Below are 16,090 nucleotides of genomic sequence, written 5' to 3'. Positions count from 1 at the left end.
CGATCGACGACGCCAACGATATGAGCAAACCGGAGCTTGATCCAGGTAGATTTTCATATTTCAGTAGCAATAGTTCCGAAAAATGATAATTTACTTCGACTAGGGAGATTGCGATGGCTGACCAAAAAAAGACTGCCGGCCCCCTCGACCGAGCGTTCGCCATAGTTGGCCACGTCGCTCATCAGACAAAGGCCGTCTCGGTCGTTGAGATCGCGAACGCCCTTTCGTTACCCGTCCCGACGGCGCATCGACTTGTCGGAAATCTGGAAGAACGCGGCCTTCTTCAGAAAGCGCTTGGATCGAAGCGCTACGTGGTAGGCAATCAGTTGGTGATGCTGTCCGCCAGAGTCATCGGCGCGGCTTTTCGCACGGCTCGGCGCCATGCGGTGCTGCGCGCGGTTGCTGGCGAGATCGGCGAACAGTGCGAGATCGGCGTCGTGCGCGACAATCTCGTCACTTACGTTGACAGCGTACGCGTGTCCCAGCCACAGGGGCTTCAATTCAATCCCGGCGAGGCGGCTCCCCTTCACTGCACCTCGACGGGAAAGATCTACATGAGCCGACTGCCCAAGAGGCCGCGTGAAAAGTTATGCCGCTCACTCGCTCTGACCCAGTACACTGACAATACCATCGTCGATTGCGAGACGCTTCTGAAGGTTCTCGAGGAGACGCGCCATCATGGGTGGGCCAAGACCAATGAGGAATACGTGAAAGGCGTGGTCGGCTGCGCGGTCCCTATCGTTTCTCCGGACCGGGAGCTGATAGCCTGTCTCGGCGTCTCGGTACCCGCGGCGCGAGTGAGCTTCGCAGAGCTTGACCGGTTCATTCCTCCACTCCAAAGAGCCGCCGTGCTCCTATCGCAAACCATTCTTCAAACCGACAGCGAGGATGAAACGCTCGAGGATAGTTGAGGAAAAGGATCCCTCGACTTCGCCCCTTCTGGTCGGGAGAAAGCACGGATATCTTGGGAAACGATCACCGTGTGCTTCGGTATAAGTCATTGCGGCAAGCACTTCTAGTCTCCACAAGATCCGAGCCATCAGAGCTCGAACTGCGCCGCAGCGCCATCGTCAACTAGCATGTCTAGTGGTTGATTGAGATGGAGGGCACCTGGCAAGGTAGAAGCCAGAGCAGAGTTCGAATGGGGCTGATAGTTCCAGTACACCCACCTTTCACGCATGATCGTTTCGGCTCCGCTATCCCTGAAAACGGCAGGCGTACCTTTGCCGATCCGGCTCACGCCCAATCCTTGGCATGTACCGCCCGCATGTTGCTGCTTGCTGCCATGCACGGCTCGCGCCTCGATGCCGGACGGCATACCGATATCGTCCCGCATCCGCTTTTTGCGTGACCGGCTCAAAGCGCGAGTCTCGCCGTTTGACGTATATAAATTGACCGCCGGTGACCGCATGACATGTCTTCAGACAATCTCACCCTATGACCACCATCTCTATGAGCAATCGCGGCCGATGCATTGCTGTCTATGCCTACGATTTGAGGCGTAAGACCATCATGCCTTCATCTTCCAGATTCCTAAGGAGGTTGTGGATAAAGCGCGATGCCGAACTAGGCGGTATGGCTCATATTGTTTTCGCTGGCCTGATCTTCGTTACTATGTCATCGGCTATCAAGGTTGTAACGCAGACAGTTTCTCCCTTGCAGGTGACTGTTCTGCGCAGCATGCTGGCGATCCCAATACTCTTCTTTATTATTCCTAAACATGACCGCTGCGACTTTCGCCTCCTGTTCTCGAAGGAGCAGTTCTTCAGATCCGTCTTCGGTTATACGGGATTTCTGGCATTCGTCGCCTGTGCGTCGAAGCTCCCCTTAACGGTAGCTGCGTCAATATTGTACACCTCCCCCATCTGGTCCTTACTATTGTCGGCGCTAGTACTGAAGGAACGACAGAACATTGCGCCGGCCTTCGGACTGATTATCGGGTTCTTCGGCATGCTTGTCGTAGTTCAACCCACCCTCAGCAGCGCAGACGGCTGGATTGTCATTGGCTTGATTGGCGCAGCGCTCGACAGTCTCGCTGTTATGATGATACGGCGCATAGCAAGCATCGATGCTCCGGAACGGACGGCGCTATGCTTTATGCTTTGGAGCTCTGCGATCGGCCTGCCTTTTGCAATCCCTGTGTGGGTTTGGCCGGCACCCGCTGATTGGCCGTTGTTGTTGCTTATTGCGGTGCTGGCCGCGCTGTCACAGATCGCGCTGGGACGAGGCTATGCTCTCGTCCGCCTCGCACGCGCCGCTCCTCTCGACTTTGTCCGTCTGCCAGCAAGTTTACTGGTTGATCTGGTGTGCTTTGGTACCACTCCCACACCCATGATGTGGCTTGGCACCGGACTTATCCTCGTCGGATCTTCGGCCTGTCTGGCAGGGCGAGTGATGCGCGAGTGATTATGAGCGTGTTCACGTTCAACTTCATTCCCGCGGATCGCGCGGACAGGATAGAAAACTCGTAAGCATCGACTCTTACGAAAGATCGACCTGAACTGAATCCTCCTACGTCAGCCATTTCTCATTGAATAACGGCAGCCCCTCTGTGTTGTCCCTGACAAACGCGCTCAAGCTTGCAATGCCGCGATGCTTGTCGGTCGATGTGACCACATCTCCGATCAACTTTCCAAGCTGAACGAATTGCGCTTCGTCAAACCCTCTCGTCGTGAGAGCGGCACTACCGATTCTCAGTCCACCGGCTTCTGATGGCGGACGCCTGTCGAACGGAATCGGATTCCTGTTGGCGATGACCTGCGCCCCTGACAAGGCGACTTCAAGTTGACGACCGCTCATATCCGAGCTCATCAAACTAAGAAGCAGCAAGTGCGACGAAGTGCCTCCGGAAACGAGCGTAGCGCCCGCCTCGAGCAAGCCATTCTCCAGCGCCTTCGCGTTTTTCAGTACCTCCCTGGCATATCTCTGAAAACAAGGCGTTTGCACTTCAGCAAACAATGCTGCTCTTGCTGCAATCAAGTCCATTTTCGGCGCCCCTTGCAATCCGGGAAATATGGCCCGATCAATCGCCTTCCCCAAACTGCTTTTGCATAAGATAAGCCCGCCGCCCCTGGGACCTCGGAGTGTCTTGTGTGTGGAAGTTGTTACAATGTCGGCGTGAGGGAAAGGAGACGGAACGGCACGGCCAGCAACGAGGCCTGCGGTATGCGCCAGATCCACCCAGAGAAGCGCGTCAATCTCACGTGCGATCTCATGCATCTTCTCATACTCAATCAAGCGTGGATATGACGAACCGCCACACATGATTGCTACGGGTCGGTTCTCGAGTGCTATCGAACACACCTCATCATAATTCAGCTGCTCGTCGCTCTTTGACACTCCGTAGAAGCACCACCGAAAGTTTTGGCCGCTCGCATGAAATGTGGCACCGTGGCTCAGATGACCACCATCTTGAAGACGCATTGCCATCAGCCTGTCTTGAGGCTGAAAAAGCCCGTTCATTACTGCGAAATTTGCGATGGTGGCACTCATCGCTTGCACATTCGCATGTTCGCATCCGAATACGGATTTTGCTCTCTCTATTGCCAAACGTTCCAATTTGTCGGCATACTCGCAGCCTGATACACAACGGCTTCCCGGGTAACCCTCCGCATTCTTGTCGGCAAATATGCTGCCTTCGAACTCCCTGACTCTGGGAGAGGAATAGTTTTCAGAAGCCACTAAGCTCAGCTGGCTTAATTGGCGTCGCTCCTCCAAGTCCAGTAAATCCCCTATTTCTTTGTCGAACGTTTCGCATCGATTACCCATAACCGCCCTATTCTCAGTGATGCCGCCATCGTGGTCAGTTTCTCGTATGCGACAGTTGAGCCAACTCACGCTCAATAGCCTGAAGCTCTTCGAGATCTTTTCCGAAAATGACAAAGTCATAGGGGCCTGCATCTTGATGGCCCTCCACCATCACAACGACGCCCCGTCTATCAACAGGCCTATAGTGAAGTTGCTTTCGCTGCAGCAGATCGATGAGATCGGAAAATCGACGTGCGATCGAGATGCAGTTTCGGGAGAGAGCAACACGTGATCCACTTTTGATATCGAACTCCAGTCCAAGCGCTTTTGATACGGCCCTGATGGAAGAGAATCCGCCGTGGCGTCCATTCACTTCACATGCAAAGAACCCAATCTCCTTGGCTCTAACGATGTCGACACTAAGCGGCCCGAAATACCCGATCTCTTGAGCATAGTTGCCAAGACTTTTGCACCAGGACAGAACATCGCCCGGCAATTGATCGAGCAGAGCGCTACTCCAGTATGCCCCGCCGTATCCCGGATTGAAGAGGATCGACGCTACGCCCACAAGGTCAACACTATCTCTTCTGACGTCAAAATGGACGCCCATCGACGACTCATTTTCGCTATACACCTCAACAATCACGGGCTCTTCGACCGTCGGAGACAGCCTAAGTTCATGAACGGTCTCGCGCAAAGAAGCGGCGTCAATTTTTGCTGCTGCCACCGACCGCGTCGCGCCTTGGGACGAGCGTGCCGCGCTTTTCGAAACGACGATATTACCGTCCCCACCTGCATGACGCGCCATCTTCAGTATGGCACTCTCGCAATCCGACAGGACTTTACATACGGCGTCGACTAATTGTTGTGTGCTCGCACAATTGCGGCCATTAGCGATAGGCACGCCAAGATCGGGGGCGAACTGGCGGAACTTTTCCTTATCATTAAGAAGTCGAGTTGCGACAGGGCTTACTCTGACGTCCTCGTCTGAAAACCTTACAGGAAGATCCCCCAAGACCCTCGCGATGGAAATTGATACCTCGTCGGCGATATACGGCTCCAGACATGACAATTGAGCACCTGAAGCCATCAGACGTAGCGTGCTAGAAAAGGCGCTGCCGGGCGCGATGTCCTTTTCCGAGATTGGCAAAGGACGCTTCGTTGGCGTCGATGAGGTCGACAGTAACGTGATGTTACTTCCACCTGTTAGGGAATTGACGTAGTTCAAGAACTCCTTCGTGACCGGAGTTGGGGTAATAAGTATATCGTTGCCGTTGGCAAGCCAGAGTAGCCTCTTGGCGGCGGCTGCATTTGTTCGCAGGAGTTCATCCGAGAGCGTGTGAGCCGAGGGCGCCATTGCGGCGGAGCCGGTGTTCGCAAGTATTACCCGGCTCATCATTCTCCTCCGTTACGCGCCGGGGTTACGAGCTCGCTTTCGTTCTCCCACCAGGCAATGCAAGCGTCGGCAAGAATGCTGATTGGATCAACGATGTCATCGTCGTCTACCAGACCGCCAGAAATGGCGGACAATTCACTGCAACCAAGAATAATTGCGTCAGGCGCGAAGGATCTGATCTGGTGAACAAGCTGCTTCAGCTTTGGTCGTGTTTTCTACGGTATTTCCAGACTTGACATCCGCGATGATCTCTATTGCTTCCCGTTGAATATCTGCACGGCAGCGTGCGAATTGTTCGCCGAAACATTTCTCATCCGTTTGCGGATATAGAGAGCGCTGCATAGTTGCGTTCGTCCCCAGCAGGATCAACCGAAGATCGCGAGCTGCAGCATCCCTCATGCCACAGATCACCTTGGCTGTGATTTCGGTTACATCAATCAAAACGGTCGACAGCCCCTGCTTGATCTCGCCAACCCAGAAGTGCGCGGTATTGCAGGGGATGGCTATCGCTCCACATCCCGCTTGCTCTAACCAGCGAGCCCGCTGCAATATTTGCTGCAGCGGCGCGTCGCTCCCCTCTGAGAGAGCTTGCGATCGATCGGAGATATCGGGAAGCGATAGGGCGACATACGGGATGTGATCCTGATCTTTCTCCGCTCGGCGTCTTTGAGCGAGCGATTCCAAAAATTTGGCAGTTGCGAAGCTTCCCATTCCGCCCACTACTCCAAGCGGTCTTTGTTGCCCGAACGGTCCAGCAAACGGCATATCGAGCCTCGAGACGAAGTTCATAATGTGATGACCTGCCTTTCACGCCACTTTGACCGCAACAGAACTTTCCGCTCCGCGACCGCTATTTCGAGAGACGATGCTCGCGTAGTAGCCGAAAAGTTCGCTCCCTCGAGTTGCGACAACCTTCGACGCCGGTTGCAACGGTAGGTGATGAGCCGTGCGAACAGCAAAGCGCATGCCAACTCAACGAAAACGTCTTCCGGGGCTCAATCGAGATTGCGATATCGATATCTCTCGACGCATTGCCTGCGTCACGAAACAGACACGCTGGCCGACGTTATGTGCGCAGACCTACAAACACGACCAGCGACATCGAGTCCATGTCGGACAGGTTGCTCTAACGGCCACCGAAAATGTAGAGATCGCCATCGACGTGCGAGCGCAATTTATTCTTTGCTGGACAAACTGCTCTCGGAGGCAGGCAGAGCATCCGAGCAACGGCTTCCGTAGAGGAAAGGACAAAGAGGCATGTCTTCGAAAGTATCCGGGGAGGATCGCCATCACATGCCCAAGCAGACAGTTGAAGAGGTCCTGCGGCATGCGGACATCAACCTGGATGCCAGCCTCAATCGGCTCTTCCAATTGCTGCGAATCCCGTCCATCTCGTGCGACGCGCATTATGCACGGCAATGCCATGAGGCAGCTTCCTGGTTAGCTAACGAGCTATCTGGCATTGGCTTTGATGCATCCATCAGAGCTACAACTGGAAACCCCGTCGTAGTCGGACACAGCAAGCAGGTCGCCGGTCCACACATCCTGTTCTATGGTCACTACGATGTTCAACCTGCAGAGCCTCTGGATGAATGGGAGTCTCAGCCGTTCGAACCGACGCTTAGGGTGCAGCCCAACGGAGAAACCCACATTGTTGCCCGAGGCGCATCTGACGATAAAGGCCAGCTCCTGACCTTCATTGAGGCGTGCCGTGCCTGGAAGGCGACGACAGGAAGTCTGCCCGTCGGCGTATCTATGTTGTTCGAGGGAGAGGAAGAAAGTGGCAGTCCAAGCATGCCGGCATTCTTGGACGAATTCGAACATGAATTGCTTGCCGATGTCATGCTACTTTGCGACACCGCCTTGTGGAACGACTCGGTACCCGCGATCACCGTTATGTTTCGCGGCCTATTGGAAGAAGAGATTCGCGTAACGTGCGCAGACCAGGACTTGCATTCGGGTGCTTATGGGAATGCTGCACGCAATCCGATCCAGGTGCTCGCTGAACTCATCGCCAGCCTGAGAGGTCAGGACGGGGAAGTGGCGATTGAAGGCTTCTACGACAACGTGGTGGAGTTGGACAGTACTATCAGAGACGAACTGCTGAAGCTGAATTTCGACGCCGAGCAATTCCTGGCAGCTGCTGGCCTCTCCCAATCGGCTGGAGAGGTTTCTTACTCGGTAATGGAGCAGATCTGGACCCGCCCTTCTTGCGAGATCAATGGAATAGCAGGCGGGTATTGCGGAGTAGGCCTGAAGACGATCATTCCGCGCAGTGCCGTGGCCAAGGTCTCTTTCAGGTTGGTAGAAGGTCAAGATCCGGAAAGCATACGATCGAAGTTTCGCAACCATATTTGCGCTCGAACACCGCGCGACTGCAAAGTGCAGTTTACCGGGCATCCAGGCAGCCCCGCATCTGTTATCAGGCCAAGTAGCTCGTATCTGGACTGCGCGCGCGCCGCGCTGAAACAGGAGTGGGGTTGCGAGCCGGTTCTGATAGGAAGTGGCGGGTCGATCCCCATCGTAAGCATTGTCAGGAATCGGCTAGGGCTGGAGTCTCTGCCCATCGGCTTCGCGCGAGCTGATAATCACCATCATAGTCCAAACGAAAAGTACGACCTCTCTACGTTTCGAAAGGGAATTCGTTCGTGGATTCGCATTCTTGCGGAGCTTTCAAGATACACAAGCGATCGGATCGAATCCCAAGCCGGACGCGTTAGGCGGACGAAATGCGAATGATCGATGAAGCCGGCCTGCAATGACCCGCTGACGCTTCGACGCCACCTTCTGGAGGCTCCTTCCGTTCCAGTTGAAGCCATTCAAAGTGACACGGGAATACGCTGACCGTCAGTTAGCAATGATCTGGTTCGCGTATGTCGCGCATGCAGTTGCGCCAGACCGAACACGCACCCCTGTACGCTAACGGACAAACTGCTGGTGGAATGACATTCCGGATCTAAAACGTCAGGCGATTCCGCTAGTTGGCCCGCTTTCTGCATCATCGTGACGCGGTGGAACTAGATGTTCGACGTTAGACATGGAGACGCAATGCGGATCTGCGGCATCAAATTGAGGCATGACGGAGCGATTGCTCTCATCGAGGATGGAAGGTTGGTTTTTTGCGTCGAGCAGGAGAAGCGGCACAACAATCTGCGGTATCAGGCCATCGAAACTCTTGACGACGTCGTTACCGTCTTGGCCGAGTACGGACTGGATTCGCGTGACGTTGATCAGTTTGTGATCGACGGCGGAGGAGACGGTCAGTCCGAAGTGCTCGCTGGTGCTAGATCTATCATTCTCAAATGGGGACCGTACGTGGAATCCCATGCGGAAGGGCTTCTCACGCCGTACGAAGGCTCCGGCTTGATTCTCGAGGGCAAAGCATTTCCCTATAGAAGTTACTCACACGTCTCGGGCCATGTGGCTTCCGCGTACTGCACAAGTCCATTTGCGCAATCCGGACAGTCCGCTTTGTGCCTTGTGTGGGACGGCTCCGTCCTTCCGCGTCTCTATCACGTTGAACGTCGGGGCGCTCGGTTCCTTGAATGTCTGTTTCCAATTGTAGGCCACGCCTATGCTGTGGCCGGCGATCACTTTGGACCTTATAAAGACCTGGATCGTAAACCCTGGGATTTAGGTGTCGCCGGCAAGCTGATGGCCTACATCGCACTGGGTTGTGTCGATGATACGATCGTGAGTGTGTTTCGGGAGCTCTACGAGGAATGCTTTGCCGGCGACACGCAGCGTGCCCGCAGCTACCGGACGCAGATCGAGAGCGGGGATTGGTTTCCGGCTATGCATGCCTTCTTTGAAGCCAGCGCCTCGCGATTGGATCGCAAGCGAGATGAAGATATACTTGCATCATTTCACTCGTTTCTCGAGCATCTCCTCGTCGAGCAATTGGCTACTGCTGTACAGCGTCATTCACGCCTCCCAGGGCGACACAATCTATGCATAGCAGGTGGCTGTGGTCTTAACATAAAGTGGAACAGCGCAATACGATCCGCCGGACTGTTCGATGCTGTTTGGGTGCCCCCATTTCCGAACGATAGCGGCGCGGCTATAGGTGCAGCTTGTGCCGCATTAGCAGAGCGGAACGGCTTCGTGCCGATCGAATGGTCGGTCTACAGTGGTCCGCGATTGCTGCAGAACGAGGTGCCGTCAGGATGGAAAGCCGTACCATGCAATATGCGCGAGCTTGCTAAGATTCTTGCGAGTAACACGCCGATCGTCTTTCTGGCCGGCAGCGCTGAGCTTGGACCGCGGGCGTTAGGCGGACGAAGCATCCTGTCGGCTGCGACATCAGCGAGGATGAAAGATCATCTCAATCAGATCAAACGTCGTGAATGCTTTCGGCCGGTGGCACCGATATGCATTGAGGATCGTGCGCCGGATATCTTCTGCCCCGGAACCCCGGATCCTTACATGCTGTTCGATCATCAGACCCGGGCGGAATGGCTCGATAGAGTACCAGCTGTTGTACATCTTGATGGATCTGCACGATTGCAGACTGTCTCCAGAACCTCTGAACACAAGATCGCCGAGCTTCTCGTGGCCTACGAAGAGCTTACCGGCATTCCACTGCTTTGCAATACGAGTGCTAATCTCAACGGACGCGGGTTCTTCCCGGATGCCGCAGGGGCTTGTGAATGGGGAGGCGTTGACCATGTATGGTGCGATGGCCTGCTGTGGACAAAAGCTGCATAGGCCGGTGGTGATCAGCAATGTGATCTGCCTTTAGACCCGGCTAGAAACAATTCCCTACGGCTCTCGCTGCTGCGAACTCCGTAACCCAACCTGCCGCCGCGAATGGGCTGTCGACAAGAACGCTCTAGCGAACTTTGGTCGAGCAAGACGCAAGAAGGCCCACAGTGGTTGATAATCTTACTCCTGCGTCAAGCCGAAACCTCTCTTGACATGTGCGCCGTGATCGAAGCCCGGCTCTGAAACATTTCCATGCCGCAGCGCGCGGCCGCGATTCATCGGGCACTGGCGATGGGGAGTTATCTGCAGCGAGTCCGAGTCCGCGCCAGGAAGCCATAAGGCCGCTCCGCCGGCCCACTGACGCGGGACGAACCCAGAGGGTTCTGTTCAGAGAATCGGATGACAGAGCCAGGCGCTAGCGCCGTTCCGCCGTATCTTTTGCGGAGAATATGGGCCCTCCGGTGCTCCTAGCGGCCATTTATCCGGCCAGAATCAGGGGCAAATGAGGGCTGGTATCCACTCTAAATTATTGCTATCGCTATAAAAATGAGCGACGGCAAACAGGACAAGAAACCGGCCAAGTCAGCGGACCCAGACCGAGACGAAAGCACCGGCCTGATGGAACCGATGCTCGTCTCGGAAAGCTCGGGACGCCGGACCCAGCTCGCCGACCTGACGGTAGAACTGGCGGCAAAGTCGGCCGCTTTCAGGCACAGCCTGCCCGGGGGAGTTCTGATCTCCCTGGCCAGGCTCGTACGCTCGATGAATTGCTACTACAGCAACCTGATCGAGGGGCACGACACTCACCCGGTCGATATAGAACGCGCGCTCAAGCACGACTACAGCGCCGACCCCGAGAAACGCGACCTGCAACAGGAAGCCATCGCCCATATCGCCGTACAGAAGTGGATCGATGAGGGAGGCCTCAACGGTCGCGCGACGACGCAAGACGGCATCATCGAAGTCCATCGCCGCTTCTGCGAACTGCTCCCGGCAGAACTGCTTTGGGTCAAGAATCCGGACACCAAGGAACGGATCGAGGTCGTCCCCGGCAAGCTGCGCGACCGCGACGTTGCGGTAGGCCGCCATGTGCCGGTCAGCCCAGGCGCCCTGCCGCGCTTCCTCACCCGCTTCGAGGAAGCCTATGCAAAGCTCGGCAAGACCGACGCAATCATCGCCTCGGCCTGCGCCCACCACCGCCTGCTCTGGATTCACCCGTTTCTGGATGGGAATGGCCGCGTTGCGCGGCTCATGTCCTATGCCATGCAGCGGGAAACGCTCGACACCGGCGGCATATGGTCGATCGCGCGCGGCCTTGCCCGCAACGAGGCGGCCTACAAGCAATATCTTACCGCCTGCGACATGCAGCGCCGCAACGATCTCGACGGGCGCGGCACACTGAGTGAAGAAGCATTGGCGGAATTCTCAATCTTCTTTCTGCAGACCTGCATCGATCAGGTCACCTTCATGCAAGCTCTCGTGCAACCCGATCAGCTCCGTAACCGCATCCTGATCTGGGCCGAAGAGGAAGCGCGGGCCGACCGCCTGCCCCAAAAATCAGGAGCCGTTCTAGAGGCGATCCTCTTCCGTGGTGAACTTCCGCGCGGCGATGTCACTGCTTTACTGCAAACAAGCGAGCGCAGCGCCCGCAGGGTTACATCGGCCTTGCTTGAAGCGGAAATTCTAACCTCCGAAAGTCCGCGAGCGCCGCTACACCTCGCCTTCCCGGCAAGGCTCGCGTCCCGTTGGATGCCGGGACTGTTTCCTGGGTAGGATTGCGCGGCAATGACAGCGATAGAAATCCGTTACCCCGCATGGACCGACCACCGCAGGAAAAACGGGCTCGACCCGCTAGGCATGCAGAACAGCAGCCTCGCTCTCTATCAGACCTTGCTGCCCGGCGTCGGCAACGTGACCCTACGCATGCGCTACTACGGCCTTTATGCCTGGCTATGCCGCACCCCGGCGGCATTGCGCTCTCGCACCTGATTCCTCTTTGCGTGAGTCGGATAGTCCGCCGCTGGCGGACGCACGTCAGACACCTGCGGAGATTTCCTCGGAGCACTACAGCCACCTATGAATGCCTATGCGTCGGAAGATTCGGAGTGATCGCTCGCCGGCGACATCATGAAACGCGCTGGGCGTATCGATGCAAATCTTTGCCCTCCGGAAACGGCATAGATGGCGGTAAAGCTGATCGCAATTCTGCACAGACAACAAAGATGCACATTTTCAAAGAAGACGATGAAAGAATGCGCCAGAACCACAACAACGCACCCCGCGCAGCCGAACTATAGTGCAAGATGCACAAGATTGCGGGTTCCAAGCCGACGGTGGTCGCGAGCATATAGTAACTTTCACAGGCATCATTGCGAGCGATGGCAGTTAGGCCGCTGGCGAAGTGGTCAGTCTACAACTCGATCGACGCATAGTGGGTTATGTAGAAGGTCTAGGTAACTTAGAAGGGGCAAGCTGTCTGAGGCGTAAATTCTACTACCGGCTGAGATGCAAAACTCATTACAACTATGGATTTCTGCACAGAACAGGCTTAGCTTACTGGTCATTTCGGGGCTGGTTATTGCATGTTACTCCACATTGCTTTGGTCTCCCTCACCAAGGAAGTCTCCCTGGCGCAGCTCGCACCGGTATCTGCCGCCATCCAGAAACAGGTCTCGCGCGATTTCGGCCCACTGTGGAACGTGGACGCCACGGTCGATGCCTTCGGCAAATTGGAGGACGTCCCTGTTGGCTATTGGCACGTGCTGCTCCAGGACGAATTGCGAAACGGCGCCGCCGGCCTGCACCAGCGCGACGACGACAAACAACCGTTCGCTCTCGTTGGCTTGACCAACAACTGGACAGTATTCATGAGCCACGAAGTGCTCGAAATGCTGGTGGATCCTCAGGGTACGCTGACCCGCACGGGCAATTCTCTGAAGTCTGGCCAAGGCCGCGTCGAATATCTGATCGAAGTATGCGATCCTTGCCAGTCTTCGAAATTCGCCTATTCAGTCAACTCTGTCCTGGTATCTGATTTCTACACCCCTCACTATTTCGACCCTGTGAAGACCAGTAGCGTGCGCTACAGCTATTCGGGGCAAGTGCGTGGTCCGCGCGAAGTGCTGGATGGTGGCTATCTTTCGTGGTTCGACCCACAGACCCGCCATTTGTTCCAGTTCCAGGTTGACGGAACCAAAGCCACGATCGCAGACAAGGGCGATATTCCGTTCAAAGCCGAAAGTCTGCGAGCATTTTCGGATCGCGTTTCGGTGGACCGGCGCGAAGCGGTGATCGAGGGTGGCTCGCGCACTGGGCTTCTCTTGAACGCTGCAACCGACTACCGAACGACAGCTCGTATCGTGAAGCCAAAGCCGACAGTCGCGGACGACGCACAAGCTGCTCACGCTCGCAATCTGCGAGCGCAGCTCGAACAAATCACTTCGGCACGCTAACGCCCGATCCTAGAGGGAAGTGAAATGAACCTTTATCTTTTGATCGGATTTTCAATTGTCTTGGCGTCTTTCAACTCGGCGAGCGCTACCGCCGAGGAAGACACTCCAGTTTTTGGACAGGTGACAACCAACAAGAAAACGGCCTTCAAGATCGCACCGAACGCCCAAGCGGCCGCGTCAAAGACGATCGACCCCAACACGGACCTGCGCTGGGTGAGGGGCGATCGCAAGGGAAAGTATCTGCGTGTCATGCTCCCAAAGGGGCCGATCGGGTGGGTTCTGGCGGCAGACGTCAAGACCAATGCCCAACCGGATCTATCCAGCATCGCACTTGAAGGATCAGCGCAGCCATGCGTATCCCCGGAGACGTTGAACGCCTGCACCACAAGAAAGCCTACGGGCTGCGCGGCGGCCGACAGTGCCCATGGCCTGCTCAATCAATTAAAACGGACAACGCCGCCAGTCGGCGCGCCGATCACAGTAACTTTCGACACCTTCTCCCAGCTGCAAAGCAGGGCGGAGGAGCTCGTGGACCAGGGCGTGGACATAGCACCGTCCGATCGAGACAAAATCAAGAACATTGATACAGCCGAGGGAACGGTGGGCGAAGGCTCCCTGGTGCGCTTGGTTGCGTTCTTGTCGAAAGGAAAGCCACACGCAAATACGGGCGAGTCCGTGAACTGCAATTTGAAGGGCGAAGCCAAAAACGATCTTCACATCTCGGTCACGGAAAAACGAAACGGCAGTGAATTCGATGGGATCGTTGTTGAGATGATCCCGCAGGATCGGCCAGATAACTGGACTTCGGCAGACATAGCCACATTGCGCGGAAAGGTGCTCCTCATAGAAGGAGCCCTGCTGTATGACAACATGCACGTAACGAACGGTGATGAGAACAATCCGCTCAATGGACAACCGAAGCGTTTCTCGCTCTGGGAAATTCATCCGATCACATCATTGAAGGTGTGCAAGAAGTCGGCAGTCAGTCAATGTGATCCAGACCGCGCCTCCGATTGGAAGGACTTTTAGTGCGAGAGGCTGACTTGCCGATCGAGCGGCGAAAGTCGGAACATCAAGGGTGTTGAATGTCCGGTGGCTATCAACGTGAACACGCTGTTCGCGGTGCTCGCAGCCAACGAGGCGATCGCATGGCAGCACCCGTTTCGCGAGAAACTAAATCGCGCACGCGAACATCGGCCTCAGCCTCCGCGAGATGGCGTTCTATCCCGAAGCTGAGCGTTAAGACGTTGTCGCTACACGAGCAGTCAACGCTCGACATAGACCATTTTTTGCGCAACCAAGGCTCGCCAGGCCTCCAATTTCCCATACTTCGGGAATTTATCATCGAGGCCTGCGTTTCACGTGCTCGGAATTCAGTGCGCCATCACGACTGTTTTCGAGTCAATAGCAAACTGACGGCGAGTGCGGAATTGATTGATGGGACCTTGTATCGTTCGCTTCTCACAAGTTTGCGCGGCTTTTCCTGTTTGGCATTTGGCGGTTTGCTTGGCAAGTTGCGCCCTCAAAACGCGCTCACAGCCCTACAAAGGAGCTTGGATATGCCGAGAACATGGGTGCGCGCGCATCGCATTTGCAGCATCATCCCAATATGTCGGAAGACTTCGATATCGATTCTACCGCCCATTGGGGCAATTCCGGAAACGCTGATTCTAATTGGTCGCGACTGGCACATCTGGCTCTGAGCGAGGGCTCGAGCATTGCGTCTGCAGGCCGACGTTCGTTTGCGGAGTACCGCAATCCTCTGCTATCCGTTGAAAAGCGCGCTCCAAATTCTGGACCAACAGGGGATCTGAAAGCACCACGTCGCTGGTCATTATCTCTCGCACCCGCGCGAGATCGTGAGCTGGCAGATTCCGTATCAGGATAGCGACAAGTTCGCTCACGACCCCGGTCGTGCCCCACCCTGCTCTCGTCGCATCCAAATTGGACCGATCTAGCCGATCTTCGGCCGCGGTTGAGGTTCGGTGGAACGAAACATTTTTAGCTCGGCGCGCATGGCGAGAGAGGAATATATTCCACAGCTTCTATAGGCTTTAGGATGTTAGCTGCGAATTCTTCTGGCTGCCGGATGCACAGAGCAAGTAGAGGGCTGACGGCGACAAACGCGCGACGGTTGCGTGTTCGTCTGCGACCCACTTGGCAGCCCGCGTGTAGGCTTGAGCAGAACGCGATGCACACCTCACTTTCGACCCAACGAAGGAACTCACCGTGAGATAAGTATCGCTTCGCCTCTATTAGGGCCTTGCCGATAACTGAGATGGCACATTGCTGCCTAATACGGTCAGCTTGCGAATTTGCGCGAGCGCCACCGATCAAGCGCAAGGTGATATTGCAAGACTTGTTTGTTCTACAATTGGCTGCTGAGCCCATTCGCGCTGTTTGGCCAGTACTTGGTTGGCGATGGCCAGCAACCCGTTTCAGGATACTGGCAGCTCAAATACGAGGTGGCCTAATCTCGAAAGGCGGATGAACCCTATCGCTGGAGAGAACCGAAGCTTACTGGACGTGAAGGGTCCAACGCGAGGAGCTTCCGGTTCGGCTTCATCAGGCCTATACGGCGCCTCTGCCTGCGCAAGCCGGAAGGCCCGGTAGCTGGGCTAGATGAGCAAGGTCGGGATTAGTTGATCGCAGACAGTGTCCTGCCAATCGGCGAAGCCGTTCGACTCTAGTCGTGAGCCCGAAGTCAACGCTCACCGAGCCAGTCAGAAAAGGCGAAGGCTCGATGGGTTGAGGCGCCGCTCTCATCCTGATTGTCGCGCTGTAGGCGTCG

Annotated in this window: 13 protein-coding genes; 8 read left to right on the top strand and 5 right to left on the bottom strand. The window is 55.7% G+C overall.

Annotated features, from left to right (window positions below; all coding sequences use genetic code 11):
- Nucleotides 1-113 precede the first annotated feature (113 nt).
- Nucleotides 114-911 (top strand): IclR family transcriptional regulator, encoded by a 798-nt coding sequence (locus tag ACVMIH_RS36690; RefSeq protein ID WP_456865143.1) that lies wholly within the window; start codon nt 114-116, stop codon nt 909-911.
- A gap of 128 nt (nt 912-1,039) precedes the next feature.
- Here ACVMIH_RS36690 and ACVMIH_RS36685 read toward each other — a convergent pair whose 3' ends face one another.
- Complete coding sequence (locus ACVMIH_RS36685) at nt 1,040-1,411, bottom strand: hypothetical protein (RefSeq protein ID WP_456865141.1); 372 nt, start codon at nt 1,409-1,411, stop codon at nt 1,040-1,042.
- A 26-nt stretch (nt 1,412-1,437) separates the two neighbouring features.
- On the opposite strand from ACVMIH_RS36685, the gene ACVMIH_RS36680 reads away from it, so the two are divergent.
- Nucleotides 1,438-2,406 carry a DMT family transporter gene (locus ACVMIH_RS36680; protein ID WP_456865139.1) on the top strand — a complete coding sequence of 323 codons (969 nt, stop codon included), beginning with the start codon at nt 1,438-1,440 and terminating at the stop codon, nt 2,404-2,406.
- A gap of 105 nt (nt 2,407-2,511) precedes the next feature.
- Here ACVMIH_RS36680 and ACVMIH_RS36675 read toward each other — a convergent pair whose 3' ends face one another.
- From ACVMIH_RS36675 to ACVMIH_RS36665, 3 genes are all read right to left on the bottom strand, one after another.
- Entirely contained in the window at nt 2,512-3,888 is a 1,377-nt protein-coding gene (locus ACVMIH_RS36675; RefSeq protein ID WP_456865137.1) for a serine hydroxymethyltransferase, read from the bottom strand.
- Nucleotides 3,803-5,143: a preATP grasp domain-containing protein gene (locus ACVMIH_RS36670; RefSeq protein ID WP_456865135.1), complete on the bottom strand. Its 1,341-nt coding sequence runs from the start codon at nt 5,141-5,143 to the stop codon at nt 3,803-3,805. Before ACVMIH_RS36670 ends, ACVMIH_RS36675 begins: the two co-directional genes overlap by 86 nt.
- Nucleotides 5,144-5,302: 159 nt before the next feature.
- Nucleotides 5,303-5,932, bottom strand: a complete 630-nt coding sequence (locus ACVMIH_RS36665; protein WP_456865133.1) for an aspartate/glutamate racemase family protein — start codon at nt 5,930-5,932, stop codon at nt 5,303-5,305.
- A 504-nt stretch (nt 5,933-6,436) separates the two neighbouring features.
- Between ACVMIH_RS36665 and ACVMIH_RS36660 the strand changes: the two genes are divergently transcribed.
- The 6 genes from ACVMIH_RS36660 (at nt 6,437) to ACVMIH_RS36635 (ending at nt 14,328) form a co-directional block, all read left to right on the top strand.
- Entirely contained in the window at nt 6,437-7,882 is a 1,446-nt protein-coding gene (locus tag ACVMIH_RS36660; protein WP_456865131.1) for a M20/M25/M40 family metallo-hydrolase, read from the top strand.
- Between the two features lie 309 nt (nt 7,883-8,191).
- Nucleotides 8,192-9,850, top strand: a complete 1,659-nt coding sequence (gene nodU / locus ACVMIH_RS36655) for a nodulation protein NodU (RefSeq protein WP_456866625.1) — start codon at nt 8,192-8,194, stop codon at nt 9,848-9,850.
- Nucleotides 9,851-10,393: 543 nt separating this feature from the next.
- Nucleotides 10,394-11,620: a Fic family protein gene (locus ACVMIH_RS36650; RefSeq protein WP_456865129.1), complete on the top strand. Its 1,227-nt coding sequence runs from the start codon at nt 10,394-10,396 to the stop codon at nt 11,618-11,620.
- 12 nt (nt 11,621-11,632) lie between these two features.
- Nucleotides 11,633-11,836, top strand: a complete 204-nt coding sequence (locus ACVMIH_RS36645) for a hypothetical protein (RefSeq protein ID WP_456865127.1) — start codon at nt 11,633-11,635, stop codon at nt 11,834-11,836.
- A gap of 593 nt (nt 11,837-12,429) precedes the next feature.
- Nucleotides 12,430-13,299, top strand: a complete 870-nt coding sequence (locus tag ACVMIH_RS36640) for a hypothetical protein (RefSeq protein WP_456865125.1) — start codon at nt 12,430-12,432, stop codon at nt 13,297-13,299.
- Between the two features lie 24 nt (nt 13,300-13,323).
- Nucleotides 13,324-14,328, top strand: coding sequence for a hypothetical protein (locus tag ACVMIH_RS36635; RefSeq protein ID WP_456865123.1), 1,005 nt, complete (start codon nt 13,324-13,326; stop codon nt 14,326-14,328).
- Between the two features lie 972 nt (nt 14,329-15,300).
- Here ACVMIH_RS36635 and ACVMIH_RS36630 read toward each other — a convergent pair.
- A complete protein-coding gene (locus tag ACVMIH_RS36630; protein ID WP_456865121.1) occupies nt 15,301-15,690 on the bottom strand; it encodes a DUF3102 domain-containing protein in 390 nt (129 codons plus the stop codon).
- Nucleotides 15,691-16,090: the final 400 nt, after the last annotated feature.

The sequence above is a fragment of the Bradyrhizobium sp. USDA 4503 genome, from assembly GCF_054055815.1.
Note: the sequence above shows the minus strand (reverse complement) of the source record. Positions and strands in the feature narration are given on the sequence as shown.

Coding starts and splice junctions, on each gene's coding strand:
- ACVMIH_RS36635 (WP_456865123.1), top strand. CDS start 13,324: ATGAACCTTTATCTTTTGATCGGATTTTCAATTGTCTTGGCGTCTTTC.
- ACVMIH_RS36645 (WP_456865127.1), top strand. CDS start 11,633: ATGACAGCGATAGAAATCCGTTACCCCGCATGGACCGACCACCGCAGG.
- ACVMIH_RS36660 (WP_456865131.1), top strand. CDS start 6,437: ATGCCCAAGCAGACAGTTGAAGAGGTCCTGCGGCATGCGGACATCAAC.
- ACVMIH_RS36685 (WP_456865141.1), bottom strand. CDS start 1,411: ATGCGGTCACCGGCGGTCAATTTATATACGTCAAACGGCGAGACTCGC.
- ACVMIH_RS36670 (WP_456865135.1), bottom strand. CDS start 5,143: ATGAGCCGGGTAATACTTGCGAACACCGGCTCCGCCGCAATGGCGCCC.
- ACVMIH_RS36640 (WP_456865125.1), top strand. CDS start 12,430: ATGTTACTCCACATTGCTTTGGTCTCCCTCACCAAGGAAGTCTCCCTG.
- nodU (WP_456866625.1), top strand. CDS start 8,192: ATGCGGATCTGCGGCATCAAATTGAGGCATGACGGAGCGATTGCTCTC.
- ACVMIH_RS36680 (WP_456865139.1), top strand. CDS start 1,438: ATGACCACCATCTCTATGAGCAATCGCGGCCGATGCATTGCTGTCTAT.
- ACVMIH_RS36630 (WP_456865121.1), bottom strand. CDS start 15,690: ATGGGCTCAGCAGCCAATTGTAGAACAAACAAGTCTTGCAATATCACC.
- ACVMIH_RS36665 (WP_456865133.1), bottom strand. CDS start 5,932: ATGAACTTCGTCTCGAGGCTCGATATGCCGTTTGCTGGACCGTTCGGG.
- ACVMIH_RS36690 (WP_456865143.1), top strand. CDS start 114: ATGGCTGACCAAAAAAAGACTGCCGGCCCCCTCGACCGAGCGTTCGCC.
- ACVMIH_RS36675 (WP_456865137.1), bottom strand. CDS start 3,888: ATGACTTTGTCATTTTCGGAAAAGATCTCGAAGAGCTTCAGGCTATTG.
- ACVMIH_RS36650 (WP_456865129.1), top strand. CDS start 10,394: ATGAGCGACGGCAAACAGGACAAGAAACCGGCCAAGTCAGCGGACCCA.